The sequence below is a fragment of the Curtobacterium sp. S6 genome (assembly GCF_000710345.2).
Taxonomy (GTDB): Bacteria; Actinomycetota; Actinomycetes; order Actinomycetales; family Micrococcaceae; genus Rothia.
Genome location: NZ_JHEL01000010.1, coordinates 84,803 through 109,936, shown reverse-complemented (window position 1 = coordinate 109,936; position 25,134 = coordinate 84,803). Strand labels below are relative to the sequence as shown.

Sequence of the window (25,134 nt, the reverse complement as noted above, 5' to 3'; positions counted from 1 at the left end):
TAGGCAATCTATGTGACGCTGAACACTGCGTCGGAGAGTTGGGCACGATGAACGACGCCAGAACGCAGAGCACCCCGACCGCGCCCGAGCCGAGCGCGACCCCCGCCGCGGGCAAACCGAAACGGCTCATCGGGCCCATCCAAGCCGCGGCCCTCTCGGTGGGGTTCATGGGACCCGTCATGGCGATGGCCCTGAACGGCATCGGCGTCGCGGGCCTGGTGGGCACCAAAGTCCCGTACACGTTTCTCATCGCGGCCATCGGCGTATTGCTCGTGGCCTATGCTTTTGTCCGCCTGACCGGGAAATTTGCGCACGCGGGGTCGGTTTACGCGCTGACCGGGGTGACCATCGGGCCCCGGGCAGGGTTCTTTTCGGGCTTCGCCCTGCTGGGCACGTACCTGTTCTTTGTCGCGTGCATCTACGGGGCCTGCGGCGTCTTCTTCGACGCCTTCGTCTCGACGCTGGGGTGGGATATTTCGGTCCCGTGGCCGGTCACGCTGATCGTCATCGCGGCCCTCGTGCTTCTCTTGGGCGTGCGGGAGGCGCCGGTCATCACCAAGATCCTGATGGTCATCGGCGCCGTCGGTATCGGCTTGATGTTGATCCTCGCGGTGATCGTGATCGTGCAGGTCGCCAGCGGCGGCGGACCCCACGGCGAGCCGTTGAGCATGGACCCGGTGCTGCCGGGCGGGGCGTCGACCTCGGCCGTCATGACCGCCTCCGTTTTCGCGTTCCTGTCCTGGGCCGGCTTCGAATCCTGCACCTCACTCGCGGAGGAGACCCGCAACCCTCGGCGCGCGATCCCGATCGCCCTTCTCGGTTCGGTGATCCTGGGCGGGGTGATCTACGTGGTCGTGATGTACGCCCAGACGGTGGGGTTCGGCACCTCGGATGCGGGCGTTTCTTCCTTCGCGGGCGCCGACTCGTCGTTGATCGAGATCGCCTCGATGTATACCGGGCCGATGTTCGCGCGGTTATTGGCGCTCTCCGCGTTCGCGGTGGCCTTCGCCTCGGCGCTGAGTTCGACCTCGGCGGCCTCCCGGCTGCTCTTTGCCCTGGCCCGTGACGGATTCGGCCCGCGATTCCTGGCCCGCACGCCCGCCGGCTCGTCGACGCCGCGCAACTGCGTGACCGCCGTCGTGGTGCTGACCCTGGCGCTGTCCCTGTTCCTGCTGATCTTCCAGGCCCGGGCCTTCGAGACCTACTACTGGTTCGCGACCATCGCCGTGCTGTGCCTGATCGTCGCCTACGCGATGACGTCCGTGGGTGCGATTGTGGCCGCCGCCCGCGGGACCTTCGGCCTCCACCGGTGGGAGATGATCATTCCCCTGGTCGCGCTCGCATACCTCGGATACGTGTACTTTGTGCAGGCGTGGGGTCAGGAGGCGCCCTTCACCTACTTCCCCTGGATCGCCGGCGTCTGGTGCCTCGTGGGGCTCGTGGTGGCCTTGGTCCGGCCGGATATGGCAAAGAACATCGGGGATGAGCTGTTGCTGGAGGACTGACGATGCCGGTTGCTTTCGTGACCCGCCGCGAGAACGTGACGTTCAGCATTTAATGAATGATTGAGTCAAAACTTTGGGCCGTGAATCCGCGGATCGTCGTGACGAGGTTTTGGGTTTAAGCCGAGAGCTGTCGAGCCTGGTTGGCTGCGGCGCCTCAGCTTTAGAGTGGGTATTGAGCCAACGCAGTTTTCGAAAATCTCTCAAAGGAGAACATGATGACTCAATCGGCCGATCAACTTACCTTCCAGAACCCGGTCACGCGGTATCCGGTCATCGAGCCGCCCCGGCAGAAGCAGCCGGAACCCGGCCTGGATGCACACCTTGAGCCGAGCACGGATCGCGGCGAAAAGACCTACCGAGGAACCGGACGGCTCGACGGGCGTAAGGCGCTCATTACCGGCGCGGATTCCGGAATTGGCGCGGCGGTAGCGATTGCCTTCTCGAGGGAAGGCGCGGATATCGCCATGAACTACCTGCCCGCCGAGGAAGAGGACGCGCAGTACATCAAGAGCCTCCTCGAAAAGGAGGGACGAAAGGTTCACCTGCTTCCCGGGGATCTCTTGGACCACGAATTCTGCGCGACCCTGGTGGATCAGGCCCACGAGGCTCTCGGTGGACTGGATATTCTGGTCAACAACGCCGGCAAGCAGGTCATTACGGATGGCCTGGAGAATTTGAGCGACGACGAGTTGGAAAAGACCTTCGACGTCAACATCCTGGCGATGTTCCGCATCACCCGCCAGGCGCTGAAATATCTGCCCGCGGGATCGGCCATCGTGAATTCGACCTCGATTCAGGCCTATGATCCGTCGACGCACATCATGCATTACGCATCCACCAAGGCGGCGATTAATAACTTCTCCAAGGGTCTGGCGCAGGACCTTGCCCCGCGGGGCATCAGGGTCAACGCCGTCGCCCCCGGGCCCATCTGGACCCCGTTGCAGGTCAGCGAGGGCCAACCCCAGGAAGCCCTCCCGTCCTTCGGGCAGAACACGCCCTTGGGCCGTGCCGGGCAACCCACCGAGTTGGCTCCCGCGTACGTATTTCTGGCTTCCCCGGAGTCGAGCTACGTGATGGGGGAAACCCTGAACGTCAACGGCGGGATGGTTTCACCGTAAACGGCTAGGGTCACCGGCGCATCCGTTCGTGCTTTCGCGGAAGGATGCGCCGGTGACTTTTTTGTGCCCGCCCGGGCCCGGCGGGCTCGGGTTAGCTCGTCATGTCCGTCTTGATCCAGCCGCTGTCATCGGATCCTCTGAAACCGTTATCCGTCGAGTACTCCGCCGAGATGTAGTAGTAATACGAAAATTCCTGCGGAATGCAGGTATTCGATGTGGTGATGGCCGTTTTGATCTGGCTTCCCGGCCAGGTGTAGTCGGTGGTTTGTGCAACGGTCCGACCCGTGAACCGGAAAATGAATACGTCAAAGGGCGACCCATCGATGTATTCGGTGTCCGCTTGTTTGGTCAGCCGGTAGTCGCCGTGGGTCAAGTTCAGGGACTCGATGTACCCCTGGGGCATGGCCAGAGCGAATTCGATGAGACCGAGGGTCACCGTGGCTTCTGGCGACGAATCCGCCGCTCGGAAACCAAATCCCGGCGCCGCACCGTCGATGGATATGTCGGTGTGGAAATCCAAGTTTGGATGGAAATTGAAGCCGGGCGAGCACTGGCCCTGAAATCCATAGGTTCGCCCGTGCCACGACGTGCTCAGCTCGTAACGAAGCGGTTGCGAAACGGAATATGCCGGTACCGCGCTGGTGGCCATGACCACCGGGGCGGCCCAGAGAGCGCCACGGGTCAAAGTGCGGCGTGAAATCGTCGATGAGACGGACTGATTCATGCGTATTTCCTTCAGGAGTGCGAGAAGTGATTGACCTGAGGGGGAAAATATAACAAGAACATGAAATTTGAACAACACTCCGACGGGCCTGCTCAGTCCATCACTCGCAGACGTCGTTGAGCAGGCCCAAAGCCGAAGCATCCCCGGAGTGCCGCCGATCTACCCCGAGCCGAGGATGCGGTTTCGGAGGCCGCCGGGGGTCCGGCGACCCCCGGCGGTACTTTCGTGGATGAGGCCCGTGGCGCTCAAGCGAACCCAAGAGAAAGCAAGTCGGCGCGGGTGGACACATAACGTCGCGCTTGCCACAGTTATTCGAGTGGGTGCCGCCTCATTCGTTCGGCAAGCCCGTTGCTGACCAACCGCTGGGCGGCGGTGTCTGGTTTTCTGCGGGCTTGGTCGGTAACGCAGGTGCTAAATTCCTCGGCGAGGGAGCCGCGCGGGTACTTCTCTGTCACCTCTTGCAGGAAGGTCTGCGGCAGGATGTCGATGCCGGCACCGGTGATGTCCAGGCCGGTTGCGAGTTCCAGGAGGTGCCCCTCCAAGTCGAGGCCCGGATCCACGCTGGTCCAGTTGTGCCGGATGATCACCTCAGCCACACGCTCGCGCCGCGCGGACGCCCATCCCGCCCCAGCGGTCAGGACCTTGGAGATATGACCGGCGGCTTCTTCGTAGGACAGCGTGTGATTGTCGAATTCCGCTACGGTGCCCAGATCGTGGAGGAGCGAGGCAACGTAGAGGAGCTCGTGGTCGACCCCGGAAATTCTTCTCACCGAGGCGATTCCTTCTGCCCACAGCCAGGAACGCATGGTGTGGTTCAGCATGGCATCGGAATGGTATTCGGTCACTAATTCTCGGGCCGCCCGTGCGGCAGGGGTTTGTGGCGGGTGGATGGCGGCGAGCTTCATACGAAGAGTGTTCCACAGTTGGGACGGCCCGTCGCTACGTGGCTGGTCTAACGTGATGAAGGGTCACGACAAGTCGTCAGATGGCAAATTCCCAGCCCTACTGTCTCGCCGCATTCAACACGATAGCTAACCCCTTCCTGACGTCACCAAGGAAATACTGTGGCATTTCTAGTGATGGGAAATGGCCTCCGGATAAAGGCGTCTGCCAGTGAACAATATTTCGGTAACGTCTCTGCGCCCAAGGTCTCGGCGTCTTAGCAATGTCATGTGGATAGGTGGTGATCGCGGCCGGGACATCCACCGTGAGCTCCGGGTCAAGCGATCCAAAACTTTCATAGTAGATTCGGGCAGCTGAGGCGCCCGTGGCGGAGAACCAGTACATAGACACGTTATCGAGGAAGGCGTCTCTCTGGATGGACTCGAATGGGCTCTTCTTGGTGTCTGTCCATTCGAAGAATTTGTCCAGAATCCATGTCAAGAGACCGACCGGAGAGTCCACCAGCGAGTAGCCCATTGTCTGTGGCTGATCTGCCTGCACCTTGGCGTAGGCGGTGTGGTTCTTCTGGAATCGTTGAGTGTGTACGACCCACTCGAGGTCGGTACTAGTCAGTCCGCTCTTCGTCTGACCCACCGGCCCCTCGTTGAAGGTGCTGTGGATGCCGATCACGTGATCCGGGAATCGTCCGGCGAGGATTGTCGTGATGACCCCTCCCCAGTCCCCTCCCTGAGCCAAGAACCGGGGGTAACCTAAACGGTCCATCAACTCGACCCAGGCGCTGGCAATCTTTTCGGTACCCCAACCCGTGTTCTCAGGCTTGTCGCTGAAACCGAATCCCGGAAGTGAAGGGATTACCACGTGAAAGGCCGGTGCCTCCGTGTCGATGGGTTCCGCAAGATCATCTACCAGGTGAGCAAACTCAATGACACTGCCTGGCCAGCCGTGGGTAATGAGCAGAGGAGTGGCGTCGGGCCGCGGAGATCGCCGGTGCAGAAAATGAATGCCGACACCGTCGATCACGGTCTTGAACTGTCCCACCTGGTTGAGGTGTTCTTCGCATGCCCGCCAACTATAGTCGGTGGCCCAATGAGACACGAGGGCACGAACTTCCTCGAGCGGCGGACCTTGCTCCCATCGGTCGATGGGAGCAGAATTCCCCGGGCGGGTCGCCGCCTCCGGGTATCTCGTCATACGTAACCGTGTTCGTAGATCCTCGAGATCACGGGAGTCGATATGAAGCTCAAATGGTTTTATGGTGTCGATTTGAGATGTCATCAAGGGGCTACTTTCGGGGACGCATTCAGAAGACGGTTTGAGCTCGCGGGTGGTATATCCCATCCTAAAAGGGATCTGTAAAGAACAGTGTCTGGTCATCGATTTCTGAGACGGTGTCGAGGCCATGGCGGGGTGTAAGCGCGTACAAGACCGGGAGATCGATGGTGTGAACCCTTCTCGCTGACACGACGGTTTTCGCCTATAAATGCGAACACATCGTGTGATCAAACATCGTGACGGGACCTGTTCGGTTGTGAGTTCTTGGGCCCCAGGGGAGGTGGGGACTTGCGATGCTCGGCCCCCGGTGGGTTTCATGGGAATGTTTCACATAGGTTCCTATAGATCGGGCTGCACTTCCTCTAGGAGGGGCCCACGAGTTTTGGATCCTCCCGGAGCGCGAGCCTCACCCCACAATGCCACGAGAGAGCCCCGATGTTCAGCGTCGTCATTCCTACCCTGCAAAAATCACCAAAATTGGGCAGATTGGTCGCCAGCCTGGATGCCGTCGATCTGGTTGGGGAGATCATCGTGATCAATAACGCCCCGGAACCGCTGGTCTTTGCGAGTCCGAAGGTTCGCATCCTGAACCAGGCAGAAAACATCTTCGTCAACCCGGCGTGGAATCTGGGCGCGGAACAGGCGCGGTTCCCGTGGTTGGCAATCCTCAATGACGACATCGTCCTCGGTCGAGACTTTTTCGCCCGGGCGGCGTTGCTATTGCGCACGGGTCGAGTGGGCATGGTGGGGCTGAACAAGGATCACGTGACCGGTTCGCCGGGCGGAATCCGAAAATTTGTGCCGGCCAGCCCCGCGTATAAACGTGGAATCGCTTTTGGGGTGGCCATGGTCATGCCCACCAAGAATTACGTTCCCATACCCGAGAACCTCAAGGTGTTTTACGGGGACGACTGGATATTCCACTCCCAAACCCGACGGAATTGGACGCTGAGAAATATTCGCATCGACGTGGACATGTCCGTCACGTCGGGCGCTCCGAAGTTCCTCGCGATGGGGCGCGAAGAAAAACGCTGGTATTTCGCACATCAACCGACTCACTACCTGGACCGTTTCGGGTGTGAACAGCGTGCGACGCGGAAGTTGCTGGATATTGCCTACGGGATTCGACGATTCGTCGCCCGAGTGGGCCGCTAAGGCATGGTGAGGATCTTGAACTCGCTATGCAACCAGTCGCATCAATAGTCAAACGTGACCCCGGCCCCGCAGACTGGGCCGGGGTCATCTCTCCCGTTGCCTCGTCATGTCCGTCTTGAGCCAGCCGCTGTCCTCGAAACCCTGAAAACCGGTATCCATCGAGTACTTCGAGGAGATGTAATTGAAGTACGAAAATTATTGCGGAATGCACGTATTCGGCGTGGTGATGGAGATGGTGATCTGACTTCCCGGCCGACTGTAGTCGGCGGTTGACGCAACGGACTGACCCGTGAATCGGAAGATGAAGACGTCGAAAGGGACGCCATCGATGTATTCAGTGGATGATCTTTGGGCGAGTCGATAGTCGCCATGCGTCAGTCGCATGGTTTCGATATATCCCTGAGGCATCGCCAACGTGAACTCGATGAAATTCAGGGTAACGGTGGCCTCCGGAGAGGAGTTGCTCGCGCGGAATCCAAAACCCGATGCCGCGCCGTCGATGAAAATATCGGTGGGGAAGTCTAGATTTGGCTGAAAATTGAATCCCGGTGCGCAACGCCCCTGGAATCCATAGGTCCGAGCGTGCCATGACGTGCTGAGTTCAGATAGAAGCGGTGCGGACACGGAGAATGCCGGAACCGACGTGGTGGCCATAACCAAGGGTGCGGGCCACAGGCCGCCACGAGTAGCGGCCCTTGCAAAAAGTTATCTGCATGGATAATTTTAAACCATGCCTCCTACTCAGCAGCGCGCCGTCGAGCGCCGTACCCACATCATCGCGACCGCCGTCGACGTCGTCGCGGAGGTCGGCTACCACCAAGCCTCCTTTGCCAAGATCGTCGAACGCGGCGGCCTCAGCAGCCCCCGGCTGATCTCGTACCACTTCACCAACCGCGAGGCCCTCATGACGGAGGCCCTCGCCTACGTCGTTGAGCAGGCCCAGGCCCATATGCATCCGCGCATCGCGGCGGCCATGACCGTGCAGGAGAAGCTCGCCGCCTACATCCTGGGCAATCTGGACTTCCTGGAGACCAACCCCACCTGCGCGATTGCCGCCGTCCAGATCGTGGCGAATCTGCCTCGCGCCGAAGGTGATCAGACCCAGGGGGACACCTCCGTTCGTCTTCTCGAGCAACTCTTTACGGACGGCCAGGCCGCGGGGGAGATGCGACACTTCGATAACCGGGTCATGGCCGTGACCCTCCGCGCCGCCATTGACGCCGCCGCCACCGGAATCGACCGGGCCAACCTTGCCCACCATGCCGAAGAGCTCGTCGAGATCTTCCGCCTCGCCACCACGGTGGAGGTTCAGTCATGAGCGCTACCGGAAACCAGGCTGTGATGCCCCGTCGCCGCCTGATCGTTCAGCTTGTCGTCGATGTCGTCCTTCCGCTGGTCGTGTTCTACGCGATGCGGTCGCAAGGTGCCTCGGTGCTTATGGCGTCCGTGGTATCGGGGGCGATCCCGGCGGCGAGAAGCATCTTTTCGTTAGTCAGAGGACGTGTGGATGTCATGAGCCTCGTCGTGCTCAGCCTCTTTGTGGTGGGCACGGTCATTGCGTACCTCGAAGGCGACGCCCGCCTGTTTTTCGCCAAAGACGGCTGGCTCACCGGCATGCTCGGCCTGTGGATCATTTTCTCGCTCTGGATGGCTCGCCCGTTCATGCTGCACCTCGGGCGGGCTATCGCCTTGGCGAAAAAGGGTAATCGCTCCGCCGACGAATGGGAGCATCGGTGGCACGCGGACCTGCGCTTCCGTCACGACCTCCGGTTCGTCAGCTGCGTTGTGGGCGCGGTGCTGATGCTCGACGCCGTCGTGAGGGTCTTCATCGCCTACACCCTCCCGGTCGACGTCGTTCCCGCGGCCACCAACATCCAGTACGTCATCATGCTGGTGGGGCTCTTGGGCTGGTTCTTCCCATACACCGCGCGTCACGGGTTGCGGGCATGAGCCGTCGTTTGCGCGTTGCGATCCTGACGATTCCGTCGACCGGGCACGTCAACCCCACCCTGGACTTGGCCGCGGAACTGGTGCGCCGTGGCCACGACGTGACCTACGTGGTGCCGGTGGATTTCGGCTGGGCCGCCCGGAAGACCGGCGCCAAACACCAGGCCTACCGCTCCACCCTGGCGCCGCGGCCCGCCAGTGAGCCACCAGGTCCGGAGTATGCGTGCTGGTTACCTTTCGTTCTCCTCGCCGAAGCGGATCATGTGATTCCTCAGGTCCTACCGTGCATGGAAATATTGGCCCCCGACGTGCTCGTCTATGACAGAACCACGTATCCCACGGCTCACGTGTTGGGTGCACGTCTCGGATGCCGGGCGGTCCAGTTCTTCCCTTCTTTCGCCTATAACCAGGTGTTCTCGCTGGTCGGCGACCTGGAGCGGGCCACGATCCTCAATCCCGCCCACGAGTCGAACGACGCGCTGCGCACCGCGTTGGCGGACGGTGCGCAGCGGTGGGGCGTGAGCGAGCTGACCCCGGACGACGTCGTGCTGGCCCGTTGCGAGACGGCGATCGTCGCCGTGGCGCGCTCATTCCAGCCCGCAGCGGAAACATTCCCGCTGGGCTACGTTTTCACGGGTCCGGGTCTGTGCACCCGCACGGTCGTGGAGGGTGAGCCCATGCCGACCACCGGTCACGAGGTATTCGCGTCCCTCGGCACGGCCTTCACCAACCGCCTTGCGGATTTCGGAGCGATCGTCGAGGGAATTCAGCGTGGCGGACGAGCTGGTCTCCTGGCGACCGGTGGCATGAGGGGCGGCCCGACGCCCACCGACCTCGTCGACGTCGTCGCGCAGGTGGATCAGCTCGCGGCCCTCGCTGCCGCGCGCGTCTTCGTGACCCACGCAGGCATGGGCGGGGTGCAGGAATCCCTGGCCTTCGGCGTGCCGATGGTGTGCATTCCCCAAACGAGCGAGCAGAGGGCGGTTGCCCGGCGCGTCGTGGAGCTAGGACTAGGGGAGATGCTGGAACCCGGCGTCACCGCGGCGGATGTGAGTGACGCCGTCGACCGGGTGGACCGGTCAGAGGTTCGGGGGCGACTCGGAATGTGGTCCCGCGGCCTGAAGGGCATCGATGCGGGAAGTCAGGGAGCCGACCAAGTCGAACGTGTGGCCGACGATAGCGCTACCTCGGAGAACCTGCCTCAGCCCTGACCGCTTACGGGCGAGGTATGGACCGCACCGCTTGCGACGTCGCCAAAAGGACCACGCCAAGCGCCCCGACGGCGCACGTCGACATGACGCGTCCTTGCAAATCCGGCGGAGTGACTGCGAATACTTGGCCGAAGAGTCCTGAATTGAGGGTCGGGGGGGGGTGAACCACGAACGATACGAGCTTCGTTGGAAAGGGTTGGGTTTCGGCACGGCTCACCTCCTGAATACGCGTGCAGTCCTCCACGTCGGGATAGGTGAGGTATTGATTATAGTTAAAAAATGAACCAATGATTCTTCGAATCGTGGTCGACTGCCGGACAGGTGGTAAGACCTGCGCGTTCCTGACATGACCCTTGCCACGCCCAAAAATTGTGATCTAAAATAAGTGCATTGCCTATGGCGAGTCCCATGAGCTGGGCTATCTACCGGGCGCTACAGAAAGGACAGGTAGCCCCGTGTTGGATCGGCTGTACGCATATTCCTCGACCCTAGAAACCCCCGAGCGGTGGGCCATCGCCACCGTCATCGCCACCTCTGGGTCCGTCCCACGGCCCATCGGCACCTCCATGGCCGTCCGAGACGACGCGCTGACCATCGGCTCCATTTCCGGAGGATGCGTCGAGTCCGCCGTCGTGGACGCCGCCCTCACCTGCATCGCCGACCGCGAATCCATGATCTGCGAGTTCGGGATCAGCGACGAGGACGGTCTGTCGGTCGGGCTCATGTGCGGCGGAAACATCAGCGTCGTCATCGAACCCGTCGCATCCTTGGCCGACGCCATGCGGTCGCTACTGGGCGCCTCCGCCGAGTCGGATGTCGCCTCCGGGGAAGCCGTCGACAACGGTGTGGTGATCCGACCCCTTCCGCGGCACGTCGCCATCCGCAACGGGCAATTGACGGAAGAAACCGGTCAACCGGCCCCGGCAGGTTCCGCCAGCGAATTGCCGACCGTGGCCCTGGCCGTCACGGAGTCCCTGCCGGAATCCGCCGCCGCATCGTTCGGACGCGCGGCCGTGCAGGTGGAGGAAATCATGCGGCGCGGCGGATGCGGCGTGGTCGAGACGCGCGACGAGACCGTCCCCGAATGCCCCACCACGGGAAGCCTGTTCGTCGAGTCCCGGAGGCCACAGGCCAGAATCCTCATCTACGGCGCCAACGACTTTTCCTCGGCGATCGCCCAAGCATCATCGTTCCTGGGGTTGCAGGTCACCGTGTGCGACGCCCGCGAAGTCTTCGCGACCCGGGCCAGGCATCCGGGTGCGAACGACGTCATCGTCGCACGACCCGGCGACCATTTTGCCCGGGAGCGCGAGGCGGGCCGGATCGACTCCCGCACCGCCGTCATCATGCTCACCCACGACCCCCGTTTCGACCTACCCGTGCTCGACCAGGCCCTACGCATGGACCTGGCCTACGTCGGGGCGATGGGGTCCCGCTCCACCCACGAGCGCCGAGCCCAGGAACTGATCCACGGCGGCCTCCCTCCAGAGTGTTTCGCGCGCTTGCACTCACCCATCGGACTCGACATCGGCGCGCGAAGCCCCCAAGAGGTCGCCATCGCGGTCCTCGCGGAACTCGTGGCCGTGACCCACGGGCGGGCCACCTCCGACGGAATCCCGGAACTGCGGAACACCTCCGGCCCGGTACACGCCGCCCACCAGCGCAAGGAGACCGTCTCATGGACATGACCTGCGTCGACGCCGTCCTGATGACCTCCGACCCCGAGGACTGGCGCCCGGGGGACAGCTGGCTCGCCGGCGGCACCGTCCTGTATTCCTACGGAACCGACATTTCCCACGGACCACCGACCCGCCTGCTCGACATCACCGACGCCGGATGGGAACCGTTGACCTGGAAACCCGCCGACGGCCAACCCGCCGGCCTCGAGATCGCCGCCACCTGTCGCATCGCCGACGTCTACGCCTTCCCGTACCGCGCCGACGCGGCTGGCGGGACCGATCAGACGACCCACGAACCCCTCCGGCCCCTGCCCGGCCTCGACCTCTTCCGGCCGTGCTGCGACTCCTTCGTCGCCTCCTGGAAGATCTGGCACCTGTCCACCATCGGCGGCAACGTCGCCACGGCGCTACCGGCCGGACCCATGACCTCCCTGCTGGCCGGCCTCGACGCCGTCGCCGAGCTCTGGGGGCCGGGCGGAATCCGCCGAACCGTACCCGTTGCGGAACTCGTCGTGGGGGAGGCCGCGACCGTCTTGACCGACGGAGAACTCATCCGCGGCTTCCGGGTGCCGCTCGAGGCCCTACGGCAGGACTGCGCCTTCCGCCGCATCTCCCTCACGGAAAAAGGCAGATCGGCGGCCCTGTTGATCGGCAGACGCCTGGACCGTGACACGCTCCGCCTGGTCATCACCGCCTCGACCCGCCGACCGCACGTCGTCGACCTCCCCACCGGCGGCGGAAAAACCCTCGCGGCCTTGCACCAGGCCATCGAGGAATCCGTCCCCGCGGGGGAATGGCACGACGACATCCACGGCTCGCCCACGTGGCGTCGGGCCATGACCCACCGGCTCGCCGCGGAAATCCTCGCGGAGCTCTTCCCCGAAACCTCCACTGGCACAGCGCCCGCATCCCGCCCCACCGGAGACATCACGATGATTCGGAGCACCTCATGAGCGCGACCCACCCCTCCCAGGAACGGCTCGGCCCCGGGAACGCCCCTGAGCCCGAGGCGCACACCGCGCCCCACCACGCCGTCGTGGACCACCGAAACCTCCCGGTGGACCCCGCCCCCGGTCAATGCCTGCGAACCTGGCTGCGCGACCAAGGCTCCACCGGCGTCAAAAAGGGGTGCGACGGCGGCGACTGCGGCGCCTGCACCGTGCTCGTGGACGACGAACCCGTCCACTCCTGCCTCTACCCGGCCCACCGCATCGTCGGCAAAAACGTCATCACGGTCCAGGGGCTCGGAACCCCCGAATCCCTCCACCCCGTCCAAGAGAACTTCCTCAACGCGGGCGGCTTCCAGTGCGGATTCTGCACCGCCGGCATGGTGTGCACCGTCGCGGGAATGTCGGAGGCCGACCGAAAAGACCTCCCCCGAAGCCTCAAGGGGAACATCTGCCGATGCACCGGATACCGCAGCATCGAGGACGCCGTCGCCGGACACACCAACCTCGACCCGGGCCACCAGGGCGTGGGATCCAGCACCGGCGCGCTCGCCGGCCCCGGAGTGGTCACCGGAACCGCCCGCTACACCATGGACCTCGACACCGGCGAGCTGCCGAGCCCGATGCTCTACGGCGCCCTGGTCCACTCCGACCGGGCCCACGCGCGAATCCTGGCGATCGACACCGAAGAAGCCCTCCGGGAACCCGGGGTGGTGAAGGTCCTGACCCATCGGGAAGCCCCGATGCGGCGCTTCTCGACCGCGCAACACGAACTGCTCGCCGACGACCCGGCCGACACCCGCGTGCTCGACGACGTCGTCCGCTACTACGGCCAACGGGTCGCCGTGGTCATCGCCGAGTCCCAACGCGCCGCTGAACGCGGGGTCGCCCGAGTGACCGTCACCTACGAGGACCTGCCGGCCGTCTTCGACGTCGAGCGGGCCGACGCCCCCGACGCGCCCGTGATCCACCCCGAGGACCCGCCCGAGGCGACCGCGGGACGCTCACACCCGAACGTCGTCGCCGAGGTTCACCACGAGATCGGCGACGTCGACCGGGCCCTCGCAGAATCATTCGTGACTAGCGAAGAAACCTTCCACACCCAGCGGCTCTCTCACATGGCCCTGGAAACCCACGGGTGCATCGCCTGGCAGGAACCCGACGGTCGATACGTGCTCCGCACCAGCACGCAGGTACCTTTCCTGGTCAGGAGGACGCTCGGCCAACTCTTCGACCTCCCCCGCGACCGGCTCCGGGTCTACTGCGAGAGGGTCGGCGGCGGATTCGGCGGGAAACAGGAAGTGCTGTGCGAGGACATCGCCCTGCTGGCCACCATGGCCACCGGGCGGCCCGTCCGCATCGAGCTCTCCCGGAAGGAAACCTTCACCGCGACCACCGTTCGGCACCCCTTCCGGATGACGGTCCGCGCCGGCGCCGACCGCGACGGCAAGCTGACCGCGCTCGCGGTGGACGTTCGGGCCAATACCGGCGCCTACGGCAACCACGGGCCAGGAGTTCTGTTCCACGGGGTCGGCGAGTCTATTGCCGTGTACAACGCCCCGAATAAGCGCGTGGACGGCCTCTCGCTGTACACCAACACGATCCCCTCGGGCGCCTTCCGAGGGTACGGGCTGAGCCAGATGATCTTCGCGGTCGAGTCCACCATGAGCGCCCTCGCCGCGAAGCTAGGGGTCTCGGAACTGAGCTTCCGGCACAACAACATCATCCGCCCCGGAGACCCCATGCTCAGCGTCGAGGACGAACCCGAAGAGGATCTGGTGATCGGCAGCTACGGCCTGGACCAGTGCCTGCGCCTGACCGAAGACGCGCTGCGTCGTGGCCAACAGCGCTGGCGCGAGAAAGAGGCAGCCGGCGGGGCCGAGGACTGGGGTGACGAGTGGAGATTCGGGGACGGCCACGCCGTCGCGATGATCGCCACGGCGCCCCCACGGGGTCACATCGCCCACGTCGAGATCGAGCTGGGTCCCGCGGCCACGTACCGGCTGAAGGTCGGAACCGCTGAATTCGGCAACGGCACCTCCACGGTTCACGCCCAACTCGCCGCGAGCCGCCTCAACACGACCACGGACCGGATCCGGCTGGTGCAATCCGACTCCGACGTCGTCGAGCACGACACCGGCGCGTTCGGTTCCACGGGCACCACGATCGCCGGGCGCGCCAATGACCACGCGACGAAGCGGCTGGTCGGAGACCTCCGGAGCATGGCCGCGGCACATCTCGGGGTCGCTCCCGAGGCGGTCGCGATCCGCGGCGACGAGGCGGTCACGGACGGCGGTTCCGTGGCCTTGGACCGGCTCCGCGACGCATGCATCGAAAGGACGGGCAAGCCGCCCGCCGCCCACGGATATTGGGACGGCTCCGAGCGATCCGTCGCCTTCAACGTGCACGCCTTCCGCGTCGCGGTCAACATGGCCACCGGGGAGCTCCGGATCCTCCAATCGGTGCACGCCGCCGACGCCGGGGTCGTGATGAACCCGCACCAGTGCCGGGGTCAGATCGAGGGAGGCGTGGCCCAAGCGATCGGCGCCGCACTCTACGAGCAGGTGATCGTCGACGAGAACACCGGGAAAGCGGTCACGGACATCGTCCGGCAGTACAAGGCCCCGAACTTCGCCGACGTCCCCCGCACCGAGGTCTATTTCGCCAAGACCTCGGACGAGTTGGGGCCGCAGGGGGCCAAATCCATGAGCGAATCTCCCTTCAACCCCGTGGCGCCGGCCCTCGCCAACGCGATTCACGCCGCCACGGGGGTCCGGCTGACCCGTACCCCCATGACCCGAGACGCGATCCACGCCGCGCTCGCCGAGGCAGGGCGGCTTCTCGGAGGGACGTACGCGGGGGAAGCCGGCACCCCATGAACCCGCGCCCGCTCGCCGACCCGGCCGTGACCGGATGCGCGTTGATCCTGGCAGCGGGCCAGGGGCGACGGCTCGGGGCGGGCCCTAAGGCATTGCTCCCGTGGGGCGGGTCCACCCTGGTCGCTCGGGCCGTCCGCGCCGCCCAAGAGGCCGGTCTTGTTCCGGTCACGACCGTCGGCCCCGCCCGCACCCAGGTTTTGCGTCAGCTTGCCACGGCCGGCCCGGCGGGGGTGCGCCACGCCGTGCCGGTCCCGGACTTCGAGGTCGGGATGTCCGCCTCGTGGAAGGCCGGCGTCGCGGCCATAGGGAGGATCCCGGGGACGACCCCGAAGACCCCGGTGGTCGTCATGCTCGTGGACCAACCCGGCGTCGGGGCCGGAGTGCTAACCCGCCTGGTCAGAGGGTTGCGCCCGGGGCGCGTCGTCCGGGCGGTGTGGCAGGGACAACCCGGTCATCCGGTCGCGATGACCCACGCCCACGCGCGCGAGGCGGCCGCGCTATCCTGCGGCGACGAGGCCGCGCGGACGTGGATGCGCTCGCATGCCCACCTCGTCGACGGGGTGGAATGTGCGGATCTCGGCTTCGGACAAGACATCGACACCCCGCAGGATTGGGCGACCGCCCTGGAGCTGGACGGCGACGTCGGTCGCGCGCGGTCGGGACGCGAGGCCTGCTAGCGCGTCATCTCCCGGGTGAAACCAACCCGTTCATCAAGTATTCGCTGACGCCTACCCAGCCACGCGCTTCCGTAGGGGAGATAGGAAATGATGGATTTCACGCGGAGCCTGCGTTGAGACGGCGCGAGCTGGGCTGCCTGCCGCAGTAATCGGGCCCCGAGCTTCAGATCACCCTGGCGAAAAGCATTTTCGGCCTCCGAAGAAAGCCGTATCGGCGAACCCGCGGCCAAGCGTCGCTCGACGTTTATTCTCTCGTCGGCCGTCAGCCCCATGGCGGGATCGCCGAGGGCCTTGAGCAGTACCGCGTCTTCCCCCGCGTACATGTTCTCGCGTTGCGTGGACGCCGATTGTCCGGTCCAGCGGTAAAGGGCCGTCGGGTTGTCCTGACGCACTATCCGCCACCCCCGGCGAACGGCCCGGAGCCATAAATCCCAGTCTTCGCAGTAATCGAGGTCTTCGTCGAAGTACCCGACCTCCTCGAGCAATTCCCGGGGAAAAATCGCGAATATTCCGGCGATGTTGTTGGTCAGAATGCTGCCTGGCTGACGGGAGGCGCTCGGCAAAGGATCCCGCAGGAGCACCCTGCCGGGGTTAATGCCCGAGGGAGTGAGCAGATGCGCATTGCTGACCACGATGAGGCGCGACGCCGACCGGTCTCCGGCCCGCGGAAGCCCGCCCGCCGCCGCGAAAGCATTCATCGCCACGGAAAAGTACTGGGGGAGGACCATATCGTCGGCGTCGACGAATGCCAGGAAATCGCCCGTGGCCTCCGACATCGCGCGATTGCGGGCGCTCGAGACCCCGCCGCGGTCCTGCCGCAGGACCCTGACGCAGGTGCCGGTCGGATGTCCCGCGGGCCACTGAGAGGCATAGGTTTCCGCCAGGCGGAGGCTCGCATCCGATGAGCCATCGTCGACCACGAGGATCTCGAGGTCCGGGTAATCCGCCGTGACCAATGAACTGAGCGTCCCGCCCAGGGTCGCCACGGCGTTATGGCACGGGGTCACGACGGAAATTCTCGGAGGCGTGGGGTTCTCTGCGTCGCGGATCATCGGCCGGTCACCCGGTGGTAGATCTCGACCCATCGGTTCATCGATGTCTTAAAGGTCAGGGACTCGACCCATCGCCGCGCCGCCCCGGCCCGGCGGCCGGCTTCCTCGGGTCGGCTCAGCGCCTGTACGAGGGCCGAGACGAACGCGTCCCGCTCACCCGCGGGGACCAGCCACCCTCGTTCACCGTCGCCCAAGGCCTCGGCAACGCCACCCACCGAAAAGGCGACGACCGGCGTCATACGGGAAAACGCCTCCAAAATGACGTTCGGCATGCCCTCGCTGTTGGAGCTCACGGCCAGCACCTCGGCGGAGTCAAGGGCGCGTGCGGGGTCGGTGTGGTCGAGCAGGGTGATCGACCCGGCGACCACCGGGTCCTTCTGATAGCCGCGAACGATGTCTTCGCAGCGGGCCTTCAGGGCCTTTTCCCCGTCCGAATGGGCGGCGCCGGCGATCACCAGCGTGGCGTGGGGAACGCGTCGGCGGACATCGGGCCAGAGGTCGAGGAGGGCCTCGTGGCCCTTGCGCCAATCCCACCGCCCGAGCATGAGAACCCGCCCCGAGACGGGCGAGCGTTCGTCGATTTCATCCATGCCGGGGACGCTGACCCCCATGAGCACCGTGTCCGTCTGCCGGCGACGGGCGCCGCGCGCGATGGCCGTCTCCGTGACGGCCCGCGCATTACCGACGACCGCATCCGAGAAGAGATAGCACAGGCGGTCGGCGAGCTTGAAGGCCGCATTTTTCCACTCGTCGAGGCCGACTTCGGCGATGATCACCCGGGGCCGGTAGCGACGCTTGAGCGAGGACGGGGACAGTTGCGCGATGCGGCTCAGCAGGGGAGCCCACAGGTTCGGGGTCGGTCCCCACGCGTGGACCACGTCTGGTCGGGAGTCCAGAAGAGTTCTCACGAACTGACGAATAAAGCGAACATCCATCATTCGAGATTTCGACGAAGTGATGGTGGGTATTAAAGATGTGAAATTGTCTTGAAGCGGCCCGGGCCTTAAAAGGAAAACCGAATGTTCAATGTCCGGGTCGTCTTGCGATTCCTCCAGCATGTGAAGTAGTTGCAGCTCGGCCCCACCCCGCGCACTACCGGACAGATGCAATATTTTCACGACTAGTATTCTCCCCCTGGCGGGCCAGTTTTGGCCCAATCTATGCCGTAACAATATACTCTAAAGTATTCCGTAAGAGGGTAGCAGTCCGTCATGGCTGTTCGGGGACGCCGATGTAAGGAAAGTATGTCTAATTTGAGGGAAAGCGGAAAGTGGGAAGTCTTTCGCGACGCCTCTCCTTCGCGGCCGAGCACCCCGGTGCCCGCCGAGCCCCCTCGCGACGCGCCCCACCACGTGGCGAACCGACCGTGGGGTCCCTTGTGGTCGGCGCGAGGCGTATTCCTCCTGGCAGGCGGGCTGGCGCTGGTTTCCGGCATCCTGGTGGCCGCCGGGGCTCCTCTGGCGATGGCCGCCGCGCCGGTCCTTCTCGGCCTCGGCGTGCTCCTGCTGAATTACCCCAAACTGGGGTTTTTGATCTTCATGCTCACGGTGGGATTGAACTGGACGATGGCCGGTTGGCCCAGTTCCGCGACAAAACTAGGGGCCATCCTCTTTGTCGGAATCACCGGACTATCGATGATCATCCGACGGATTCCTCCCCGGATGCATTGGTTGCATTTCTTGCTGCTCGCCTTCGCCTGCTGGACCGTCGTGAGCGCCAATGTCGCGGGCAACGGGTCGCTCTCCAACGGGTTTTCCGCGACGATCGCCGGTTGGGCGGTCGTGGTGATTGCCGCGAGCCAAATCTTTGAGAGCCGTCGCGATGTCGTCACGCTAGGTGCTTGCTACACGACGGCGATGGCGGCCGGATGCGTCCTGACGTTGATGTCCTATGGCTCCGGGCATTCTTCCGCCCTCGTGCCGGTGGCGGGGGACGCCAACGACTTCGGAATGCTGGCTTCCTCCGGCGCCATTGTCGGAATCGGCGTGGCCCGCGAAAAGTTCCATCCCGTGGTGCGGGCGTGGTGGCTCCTCTGCGCGACGATTTGTCTGATCGTGGCGGTCGGGTCGTTTTCTCGCGGCGCGATTCTCGGGTTGGCCGTGGCCCTCGTGGTGCATTTCTTGTTCCGCCCCAGGGATCGGAAGGCCATCCTGATCGGCATCGTGGTGGCCGCGCTCGCGCTACTTGCCGTCTACCCGAGCATCCAGCGGGCGGTGTCCGTGGCCGTGCAACAGAAGAGTTTCGTGGCCGAGGGCAACGTTTCCTCGCGATTCGACGCGTGGGCCATTGCGCTGAATATTTTTGCCGAGCATCCCCTCGGCGGGGCGGGAATAGGATCCCTGGAGCCGAGGTACTTCGGAGACCTTCACCTCGCCCCCGGAATGCTTTCCCTCGCCTACGCGCACAATTCGTATATCGAAATCCTTTACGGAACCGGCATCATCGGTGCGATCCTCATGGCTTTCGCCATCGGGTGGAGCCTGAAGACGACGTGGCGCGCACAGCGGGTCGAGATCCCGGAGGCAGGCGCCGGGGCGGGCGTTCAGTCCGTGCTGTTTCCCGCCGTCGTGAGCATCTTGGTCGCTTGCTTCACCGTCACCGAGATCATGTACCCGCCGTTCTGGATGGTCTTCGTTCTGGCTTTCGCGGCGCACGCCGTCTCGGAGTCCGCGTCCGCTTCGAGGGTTGTGGCCGACCGACCGGTGGTGCCGTGGGCCCGATAGCGGTGGAGGCCGACGAGTCATTCGGTCTTGGTCGGCGACCCCGCTGACAAGGCCGAGTACAGGTCCCAGTACCGATCGGTCATGGCCTTCACGCTGTATTGTTGCGCGGTCTCGAGGGCCCCGACCGAAAGCGTCTCCCGGAGGGAATCGTCGGTGTCGAGGCGCTTCAATGCCTCGGCCAGCGAGCGGTCGTCGTCAAGCTCGACGAGCAGGCCGTTGCGCCCGTGATCGACTAATTCGCGCGAGCCGAGCACGTCGGTGGCGATGAGGGGCTTTCCCTCGGACATGCCTTCGAGGAGCGCCATGGGCAGGCCCTCGACGCGCGACGTCAGCAACTGTACGTCCGCGGAGTGCAGGATCTCGGGGACGTCCTGGCGCATTCCGAGGAATCGCACGCGCCCGTCCAACCCGAGGTCCCGCGCCTGCCGTTCGAGCTCTTTCCGGGATTCTCCGTCGCCACAGATCAGAAGGTTCATGCGGTCATACTGGGCGAAGGCCTTCAGCATTTGCTGGTGATTCTTGACCGGCGCCAGGCGTCCCACGGCCACCGCGGTCTTCAGGCGGGGATCCAGCCCAAACTCTTCCGCCAGATGGCGCTTCGGCGTATCCCGCAGCGCCGATTCGGGGATGCCGTTGTTGATCGTGGCCACCGGCTCCAGCCCGCCCTCGCGAAGGCCGAAGGTCACTCCCGGGCCGCAGGAAACGATCGGAATTCGGAGGAATTTGTAGAGTTTCGCCTGGGTCGAAAGGTTATGCAGGGTATATCCGCCGTGAGCGGTGCCGAGGAGAACGGGGCTCGTGCGCGGGCCCAGCGCGAGCCGGGCGGCGACCAAAGTTCCGGGGCTATGGGCGTGAATTACGTCGGGCCGAAATTCCTTAACCGCGTGTCTGATCGACCGTGCGGCCGATATGAGGTCCCGGGGTTTCATGGAGGTCTGGCCCATCGAATAATGACGGCCGGGAAACCGGTGCGACCATTCTCCGGGATGCGAAACGACGGCCTGGTCCGTGGCGTCCCGGGCCTGCATGAGGCGTAGCGCGACGGTTTCGGCCCCACCGTGTCGCAGTTCTTTGATGATTTGCATAACTCGCAACGTAGAGTTCCCCCATGGAAAGTAATTAAAAGTTCCCCAACGGCCGGGCCCAGTATCTTGTGGCGCGACGCGTCGTCTATTATAGAGGTTTGTGCGGATTTCGGTCGGCAAGGGGAAGGAAATGACGGATTTATAATGAAATTTGAGGAGATTCCCGATAAATCCGGTATTCCGGAGGAGCAGCCGTCGGCAGACGGTGGAGTCGGCGAACCCATCACCATTAAATCTGTGGGGTACGGTGCGGCCTGGAACATCATTGCGCAGGTTCTTCCGCAAGGCTTGACCCTCATTCAATCCCTGGTGGTTGCGCGTTTGTTGGGCCCTCAGGACCAGGGAATCCAATCATTCATGATCTTTGTCGCCATGACCTGCGCGACCGTTTTCGCCGTGGGTCTGCCCCTTGCGGTCCAGAAGAACGTTTCGGCGTCGCTGGGAGAGGGATCGGCCGAAAAATCCTCATATTGTCTTCACCTCGGAATCCGCTGGAGTTTTATACCGGGCATCGGCGCCGCGGTGGTGACGCTGATCGTCGGACGGTGCATCTATCAGGAGCACGTGTGGGCCTGGCTGATCATCGCGGTGTACGCGGCGGCCGTGGCCGTTCACGCGGTCAGCGCTCAGGCGTTGTTGGGATTGCGGCAATACCGCCAGGCCTCCATCACGGGCGTCGTGGCTCAGATAATTGCCGTTCCCGTGACCGTGATCCTGCTTGTGGCGGGACAGGGGATTCTGGGAATAGTCATCGTGACGACGTTGGCCTCCGTGATCTCGGCCGGCGTGACCATCTATTTGGTCTCCCGGGCACGCCATCGCTGGGGCCTTCGAGGGCGGCCCGACGACGCGGTTCGCCGAACCATGCGCAAAAGCATGATCGGGTTTGCCCTCGGGGCGGGCACGCTCGTTTTGCTGGAGACGGTGGTGGCCCAGCGTTCCGAGTTGGCCTTTTTGGCGGTTTTTCACGGCGACGAACCGGCCCATATTGCCTACTATTCCGTGGCCTTTTCGGCCGTCCAGACCGCGTATAAGGTGCCGGCGGCCCTCATCCCCGTGGTCTTGCCGACCGTCGCCGCCCTGATCGCCGCCGGAAGAATGGCGACCGTCCGAGTTGGATACCTCCAAGCGCAACGATTGCTCCTGACCGCGAGCGGGGCGGGGGCGGGGTTGCTCGCCGGCATCGGCCCGGCGCTGATCGTGCTGCTGTGGGGTGAGGAGTACGCCGTGGCCGGCCGAATCCTGCTCATCATGGGCGGCCCGACCATTCTCTTGGGCGCTCTCACGGCCATCGCGAGCTCGGCGCTTCTCGGCTGCGACCGCCTGAAATGGGTCGTGTGGTCCCAGACCTTGGCGGCCGTGGTGACTCTTCTCGGCGATATCGTGCTCATCGGCCCCTTCGATATCTACGGCGCGGCCGCCGCGAATTCCTTGGGGGTCTTGGCCTCGGCCGTATTACTGGCCAAGGCCGCTCGGTCGGCCGAAGGATTGAAGGGGCCCGGTTTTCATGATTTTCTCACGGTCCTCATATTCTTAGTGCTTTTGGCGGCCCCTGGGATAGGAATGCAACTGGCCGGATGGAATAATATTTGGTGCATTGTCGGAGGCTTCGGAGCATACGTCGTGATGTTTTTGCTGTCCTGGCCTCTGCTGAAGCCGCTCCATCCGGAAGATGTGGACCGATTTCATGAGGCCATCGACCGGTTGCCGAATATGGTGGGTCGCTGGCTTCTTTCCGGAATGCGCAGGACGGATCGGCACATGGGAAAACCCTGAGACGCGTCAAATATTGATGAGCGTCCATCGACAGCTTCCCTATAGATTGAAGGAATCAACACCCTATGAACCACGTCAGAACGAACTCTTCATCGCGCACCGGTGCGGCGAAAACGCTTTGGATCGGAGCGATCCTGGGTCTCGTCGTCGGCCTGTTGGCCGGCGGGGGATTCGCGGTCTTCGGTCAGTCGACCTACATTTCTTCGGCGACGTACGGTCTGGCGCCCGCGGCCGATACCGATAAAGCCTCCGGCGATCAGCAAAGCGTGAACGAACTCGGCTACCTCGTCCCGCTCATTTCCGGGTCGGCCAACAACTCAGATAAAACATCGGAAGTGTCCCGGAAGCTGGGGCGAGACACGGATGCGGAGATCATCCCTTCCACCATTCCGAATTCGGACCTTTTGTTCCAGGTTCAGGTTCGGGCCTCCAATGCGTCGGATGCGCAGGACACGGCCACGGCGCTCCAGGACATCATCCGCGAGGACCCCACGAACCAGTCGATTCTCAAGGACAGCAACGCTCGGCTCATCGTCGTCTCCGAGCCGAGCGTCCCCGAAAGCTCCCTCTCGGTGCCGAAGGGACTCATCGTCGCCGGAGCCGGTCTTGCCGGTGCGCTGGTGGGCGCGGGCATCGTGATGCTCGTGACGCAGCGTCGTCGAGAAACGGCTCAATAGGCGCGGCGCCGCTCTTACCGAGAAAAAAACTCGGGGCAACTCACGTGAGTGAGTTGCCCCGAGTTTTTTCTCGACCAGCGTTACCAGGTGATGTCTTGGAAGTACGTCGTGGCCGTTTCCCTGCTGTCGAGGGAAAGCAATGAATGATCCAGGCCCGCGAGCATGACCGTGGAAATGCTGTCGGGGCGATGCCGCTTGACCGAGTGGATGCCTTCGTCCAATCGTGAATGCCGCAGGTCACCGTGGTCCTGGGCGCTGAAGACCAGCACAACCTCCGTCGTGGGGGGAACATCCTTGAGCATGCCCTCCGGGAAGTCGACGACGCCACGCTGACCCAGCCGACGCCATACGGAATACGGCGCGTGCGACTTGATCAGATTTTTGGCGCGGTTGACGGCCGCATTCTTCCAGCGCGTCGCAGCGGAGAGATTCCCCGTCTCCGGCATGTCCTCGCGCAATTGCTGACCCTCGGGGGTGACCTCCAGGAGGCCTTCCTCGTAGATCCTCCGGTGAAAGTCCAGATCCGACCGCCACGCGATGTTGTTGATCGCGACGATCCGTTCGAAGCCGCCGGTCTCGGCCGCCCGCAGCTGCGCCCACGCGCCGGAGCAGAGGCCGATGCCCGTGACGCGTCGCTCGGTTCTTTCCGCGAGCCAGGCGGCGGCGCCACGAGCCGATTCCACGATGTCGAGCGAGTGCGGATTGGGGTCGGCGAGGTCCTCCGGGTCTCCCAGGTCCCCGCACCCGGCGCGTTCGGCCCGGAAGGCGACGACGCCGCGGGACGCGAGCGTCTGAGACAGGGGAGTCCACAGCCCCGTGGGGCCATCCTTGGGTTCGGACGCACCCGCAAGCAGCAACGCCGCGCGTTGCGAATCGCCGGGTTCGGCGCGAAGCGGGGCCGTGAGGATTCCGAGGGTTCCGTCCTCGGCCTCGATCATCTCCTCCACCAGCGGCCGTCCGTTGTCCCCGGAGAGGTGCGCGACCCGGTCCGGCACGAAACGATCGGCGGAGAAGCCTCCGGGGCCGGGGGCCAGCTCGGAGGCGGCCTCCACGATGTACCGGATCCGGTCGACCGGAACCCGTGCCGCCATCGAGGGGCTCTCGTGGAGTAGGCGGCCTTCCTCGGGGGACGAGTCGATCCTGTAGATGGCCTCCCGCTCGGCCGGAAGCTCCCCGGTTGAGCGGGGCTCCCAGGCAGGGGCCTCCACCGGGCGGAGCGAGTTCAGCTCGGCCACTCGTTCGGGGGAGAACCAAAAACCCGGATGCTCGACCCCTTCGGAACGGGGAACGCCGTCGACGGAGAGCCTGCGCAGCATCGAGCCCTGCCTCAAATACTTCCGGGGAGAAACCGGGTCCCAGACGAGCCGGGGTCCCCAGCGCGGATCGGAAGAATTCGCGAGGAAGGTGGCGCCCAGCTCGAAGCCGACGCCGAGGACGGCGGGCGCATCGGGCCACGTCGCGCGGGACCACCCGAGGACGGCCTCCAGGTCGTCCCGCCAGTCTTGCTCGGTGCCAGGTCCCCGACCAGCCGAGGAATCGCCGGTGCCGCTGAACTCGAACCGTACGGCGACGAAACCGGCCTCGGCCAAGCGAATCGCCAGCACGCGCAGGGTCCGGTACGTGACCGCCAGCGATCTGCCGACGGGCGGGACGATGACCGCTAGCCCTCGTGGTTCTGCCTGCGGCCCGTGGACCCAGGCGGCGAGGTGCCTATCGCGGCCTGACGCAATCCATGTAGATTCCCCGGTTACTTTCATGAGTTTTCCTTTTTTCTGGCGTCGGGGGCCCGGACCATTCCGTGGTC

The 25,134-nt window shown here is 64.1% G+C and carries 21 protein-coding genes; 13 read left to right on the top strand and 8 right to left on the bottom strand.

From position 1 onward, the window contains the following. Positions 1-47 precede the first annotated feature (47 nt). Entirely contained in the window at positions 48-1,505 is a 1,458-nt protein-coding gene (locus tag CURSPS6_RS01580; RefSeq protein ID WP_030013605.1) for an APC family permease, read from the top strand. 212 nt (positions 1,506-1,717) lie between these two features. Beyond that, complete coding sequence (locus tag CURSPS6_RS01575) at positions 1,718-2,623, top strand: SDR family oxidoreductase (RefSeq protein WP_030013604.1); 906 nt, start codon at positions 1,718-1,720, stop codon at positions 2,621-2,623. Between the two features lie 91 nt (positions 2,624-2,714). Here CURSPS6_RS01575 and CURSPS6_RS01570 read toward each other — a convergent pair whose 3' ends face one another. From CURSPS6_RS01570 to CURSPS6_RS01560, 3 genes are all read right to left on the bottom strand, one after another. Then, positions 2,715-3,347: a hypothetical protein gene (locus CURSPS6_RS01570; RefSeq protein ID WP_030013603.1), complete on the bottom strand. Its 633-nt coding sequence runs from the start codon at positions 3,345-3,347 to the stop codon at positions 2,715-2,717. A gap of 308 nt (positions 3,348-3,655) precedes the next feature. Then, the gene (locus tag CURSPS6_RS01565; protein WP_321164007.1) at positions 3,656-4,168 is read right to left on the bottom strand and encodes an HD domain-containing protein; all 513 of its coding nucleotides are present in this window, start codon (positions 4,166-4,168) and stop codon (positions 3,656-3,658) included. A 181-nt stretch (positions 4,169-4,349) separates the two neighbouring features. Beyond that, the gene (locus tag CURSPS6_RS01560) at positions 4,350-5,525 is read right to left on the bottom strand and encodes an epoxide hydrolase family protein (protein ID WP_030013601.1); all 1,176 of its coding nucleotides are present in this window, start codon (positions 5,523-5,525) and stop codon (positions 4,350-4,352) included. Positions 5,526-5,957: 432 nt separating this feature from the next. Here CURSPS6_RS01560 and CURSPS6_RS01555 point away from each other — a divergent pair, with 432 nt between their 5' ends. Next, positions 5,958-6,677, top strand: a complete 720-nt coding sequence (locus tag CURSPS6_RS01555; RefSeq protein WP_030013600.1) for a glycosyltransferase — start codon at positions 5,958-5,960, stop codon at positions 6,675-6,677. Positions 6,678-6,872: 195 nt separating this feature from the next. Here CURSPS6_RS01555 and CURSPS6_RS01550 read toward each other — a convergent pair whose 3' ends face one another. Next, positions 6,873-7,331 (bottom strand): hypothetical protein, encoded by a 459-nt coding sequence (locus tag CURSPS6_RS01550; RefSeq protein ID WP_030013598.1) that lies wholly within the window; start codon positions 7,329-7,331, stop codon positions 6,873-6,875. A 76-nt stretch (positions 7,332-7,407) separates the two neighbouring features. Here CURSPS6_RS01550 and CURSPS6_RS01545 point away from each other — a divergent pair, with 76 nt between their 5' ends. The 7 genes from CURSPS6_RS01545 (at position 7,408) to CURSPS6_RS01515 (ending at position 16,017) form a co-directional block, all read left to right on the top strand. Next, entirely contained in the window at positions 7,408-7,995 is a 588-nt protein-coding gene (locus tag CURSPS6_RS01545) for a TetR/AcrR family transcriptional regulator (RefSeq protein WP_030013597.1), read from the top strand. Next, positions 7,992-8,627 carry a VC0807 family protein gene (locus tag CURSPS6_RS12605; RefSeq protein WP_160319766.1) on the top strand — a complete coding sequence of 212 codons (636 nt, stop codon included), beginning with the start codon at positions 7,992-7,994 and terminating at the stop codon, positions 8,625-8,627. Before CURSPS6_RS01545 ends, CURSPS6_RS12605 begins: the two co-directional genes overlap by 4 nt. Next, positions 8,624-9,835 (top strand): nucleotide disphospho-sugar-binding domain-containing protein, encoded by a 1,212-nt coding sequence (locus CURSPS6_RS01535; RefSeq protein ID WP_160319765.1) that lies wholly within the window; start codon positions 8,624-8,626, stop codon positions 9,833-9,835. The genes CURSPS6_RS12605 and CURSPS6_RS01535 overlap by 4 nt, the downstream gene beginning before the upstream one ends. Before the next feature lie 455 nt (positions 9,836-10,290). Further along, a complete protein-coding gene (locus CURSPS6_RS01530; protein ID WP_030013593.1) occupies positions 10,291-11,523 on the top strand; it encodes an XdhC family protein in 1,233 nt (410 codons plus the stop codon). Next, positions 11,514-12,467, top strand: a complete 954-nt coding sequence (locus tag CURSPS6_RS01525; RefSeq protein WP_035809999.1) for an FAD binding domain-containing protein — start codon at positions 11,514-11,516, stop codon at positions 12,465-12,467. The genes CURSPS6_RS01530 and CURSPS6_RS01525 overlap by 10 nt, the downstream gene beginning before the upstream one ends. After that, entirely contained in the window at positions 12,464-15,340 is a 2,877-nt protein-coding gene (locus CURSPS6_RS01520; protein WP_082469921.1) for a molybdopterin-dependent oxidoreductase, read from the top strand. Before CURSPS6_RS01525 ends, CURSPS6_RS01520 begins: the two co-directional genes overlap by 4 nt. Continuing rightward, complete coding sequence (locus CURSPS6_RS01515) at positions 15,337-16,017, top strand: nucleotidyltransferase family protein (RefSeq protein WP_051687505.1); 681 nt, start codon at positions 15,337-15,339, stop codon at positions 16,015-16,017. The genes CURSPS6_RS01520 and CURSPS6_RS01515 overlap by 4 nt, the downstream gene beginning before the upstream one ends. Here CURSPS6_RS01515 and CURSPS6_RS01510 read toward each other — a convergent pair. Together CURSPS6_RS01510 and CURSPS6_RS01505 are read right to left on the bottom strand one after the other, a co-directional pair. Continuing rightward, a complete protein-coding gene (locus tag CURSPS6_RS01510) occupies positions 16,014-17,069 on the bottom strand; it encodes a glycosyltransferase family 2 protein (protein ID WP_030013588.1) in 1,056 nt (351 codons plus the stop codon). The two genes, CURSPS6_RS01515 and CURSPS6_RS01510, sit on opposite strands and share 4 nt — an antisense overlap. After that, on the bottom strand, positions 17,066-18,127 hold the full coding sequence (locus CURSPS6_RS01505) for a glycosyltransferase (RefSeq protein WP_082469917.1): 1,062 nt from the start codon (positions 18,125-18,127) through the stop codon (positions 17,066-17,068). Before CURSPS6_RS01505 ends, CURSPS6_RS01510 begins: the two co-directional genes overlap by 4 nt. A 186-nt stretch (positions 18,128-18,313) precedes the next feature. On the opposite strand from CURSPS6_RS01505, the gene CURSPS6_RS01500 reads away from it, so the two are divergent. After that, positions 18,314-19,792: an O-antigen ligase family protein gene (locus CURSPS6_RS01500; RefSeq protein ID WP_030013586.1), complete on the top strand. Its 1,479-nt coding sequence runs from the start codon at positions 18,314-18,316 to the stop codon at positions 19,790-19,792. A gap of 17 nt (positions 19,793-19,809) precedes the next feature. Here CURSPS6_RS01500 and CURSPS6_RS01495 read toward each other — a convergent pair whose 3' ends face one another. Beyond that, positions 19,810-20,877 carry a glycosyltransferase gene (locus CURSPS6_RS01495; protein ID WP_051687504.1) on the bottom strand — a complete coding sequence of 356 codons (1,068 nt, stop codon included), beginning with the start codon at positions 20,875-20,877 and terminating at the stop codon, positions 19,810-19,812. Positions 20,878-21,021: 144 nt separating this feature from the next. On the opposite strand from CURSPS6_RS01495, the gene CURSPS6_RS01490 reads away from it, so the two are divergent. Together CURSPS6_RS01490 and CURSPS6_RS01485 are read left to right on the top strand one after the other, a co-directional pair. Then, positions 21,022-22,653, top strand: coding sequence for a lipopolysaccharide biosynthesis protein (locus tag CURSPS6_RS01490; protein ID WP_030013580.1), 1,632 nt, complete (start codon positions 21,022-21,024; stop codon positions 22,651-22,653). A gap of 65 nt (positions 22,654-22,718) precedes the next feature. Continuing rightward, positions 22,719-23,330, top strand: coding sequence for a hypothetical protein (locus tag CURSPS6_RS01485; RefSeq protein ID WP_030013579.1), 612 nt, complete (start codon positions 22,719-22,721; stop codon positions 23,328-23,330). Between the two features lie 80 nt (positions 23,331-23,410). Here the strand turns inward: CURSPS6_RS01485 and CURSPS6_RS12470 are convergent, their stop codons facing one another. Further along, complete coding sequence (locus tag CURSPS6_RS12470; protein ID WP_152978017.1) at positions 23,411-25,087, bottom strand: hypothetical protein; 1,677 nt, start codon at positions 25,085-25,087, stop codon at positions 23,411-23,413. Between the last annotated feature and the right edge of the window lie 47 nt (positions 25,088-25,134).

What these genes read in the sequence shown, in the direction of transcription:
- CURSPS6_RS01580 (WP_030013605.1), top strand. Translation starts at nt 48, where the DNA reads ATGAACGACGCCAGAACGCAGAGCACCCCGACCGCGCCCGAGCCGAGC.
- CURSPS6_RS01575 (WP_030013604.1), top strand. Translation starts at nt 1,718, where the DNA reads ATGATGACTCAATCGGCCGATCAACTTACCTTCCAGAACCCGGTCACG.
- CURSPS6_RS01570 (WP_030013603.1), bottom strand. Translation starts at nt 3,347, where the DNA reads ATGAATCAGTCCGTCTCATCGACGATTTCACGCCGCACTTTGACCCGT.
- CURSPS6_RS01565 (WP_321164007.1), bottom strand. Translation starts at nt 4,168, where the DNA reads ATGCTGAACCACACCATGCGTTCCTGGCTGTGGGCAGAAGGAATCGCC.
- CURSPS6_RS01560 (WP_030013601.1), bottom strand. Translation starts at nt 5,525, where the DNA reads ATGACATCTCAAATCGACACCATAAAACCATTTGAGCTTCATATCGAC.
- CURSPS6_RS01555 (WP_030013600.1), top strand. Translation starts at nt 5,958, where the DNA reads ATGTTCAGCGTCGTCATTCCTACCCTGCAAAAATCACCAAAATTGGGC.
- CURSPS6_RS01550 (WP_030013598.1), bottom strand. Translation starts at nt 7,331, where the DNA reads ATGGCCACCACGTCGGTTCCGGCATTCTCCGTGTCCGCACCGCTTCTA.
- CURSPS6_RS01545 (WP_030013597.1), top strand. Translation starts at nt 7,408, where the DNA reads ATGCCTCCTACTCAGCAGCGCGCCGTCGAGCGCCGTACCCACATCATC.
- CURSPS6_RS12605 (WP_160319766.1), top strand. Translation starts at nt 7,992, where the DNA reads ATGAGCGCTACCGGAAACCAGGCTGTGATGCCCCGTCGCCGCCTGATC.
- CURSPS6_RS01535 (WP_160319765.1), top strand. Translation starts at nt 8,624, where the DNA reads ATGAGCCGTCGTTTGCGCGTTGCGATCCTGACGATTCCGTCGACCGGG.
- CURSPS6_RS01525 (WP_035809999.1), top strand. Translation starts at nt 11,514, where the DNA reads ATGGACATGACCTGCGTCGACGCCGTCCTGATGACCTCCGACCCCGAG.
- CURSPS6_RS01520 (WP_082469921.1), top strand. Translation starts at nt 12,464, where the DNA reads ATGAGCGCGACCCACCCCTCCCAGGAACGGCTCGGCCCCGGGAACGCC.
- CURSPS6_RS01515 (WP_051687505.1), top strand. Translation starts at nt 15,337, where the DNA reads ATGAACCCGCGCCCGCTCGCCGACCCGGCCGTGACCGGATGCGCGTTG.
- CURSPS6_RS01510 (WP_030013588.1), bottom strand. Translation starts at nt 17,069, where the DNA reads ATGATCCGCGACGCAGAGAACCCCACGCCTCCGAGAATTTCCGTCGTG.
- CURSPS6_RS01505 (WP_082469917.1), bottom strand. Translation starts at nt 18,127, where the DNA reads ATGCTGGAGGAATCGCAAGACGACCCGGACATTGAACATTCGGTTTTC.
- CURSPS6_RS01500 (WP_030013586.1), top strand. Translation starts at nt 18,314, where the DNA reads ATGTCTAATTTGAGGGAAAGCGGAAAGTGGGAAGTCTTTCGCGACGCC.
- CURSPS6_RS01495 (WP_051687504.1), bottom strand. Translation starts at nt 20,877, where the DNA reads ATGCAAATCATCAAAGAACTGCGACACGGTGGGGCCGAAACCGTCGCG.
- CURSPS6_RS01490 (WP_030013580.1), top strand. Translation starts at nt 21,022, where the DNA reads ATGAAATTTGAGGAGATTCCCGATAAATCCGGTATTCCGGAGGAGCAG.
- CURSPS6_RS01485 (WP_030013579.1), top strand. Translation starts at nt 22,719, where the DNA reads ATGAACCACGTCAGAACGAACTCTTCATCGCGCACCGGTGCGGCGAAA.
- CURSPS6_RS12470 (WP_152978017.1), bottom strand. Translation starts at nt 25,087, where the DNA reads ATGAAAGTAACCGGGGAATCTACATGGATTGCGTCAGGCCGCGATAGG.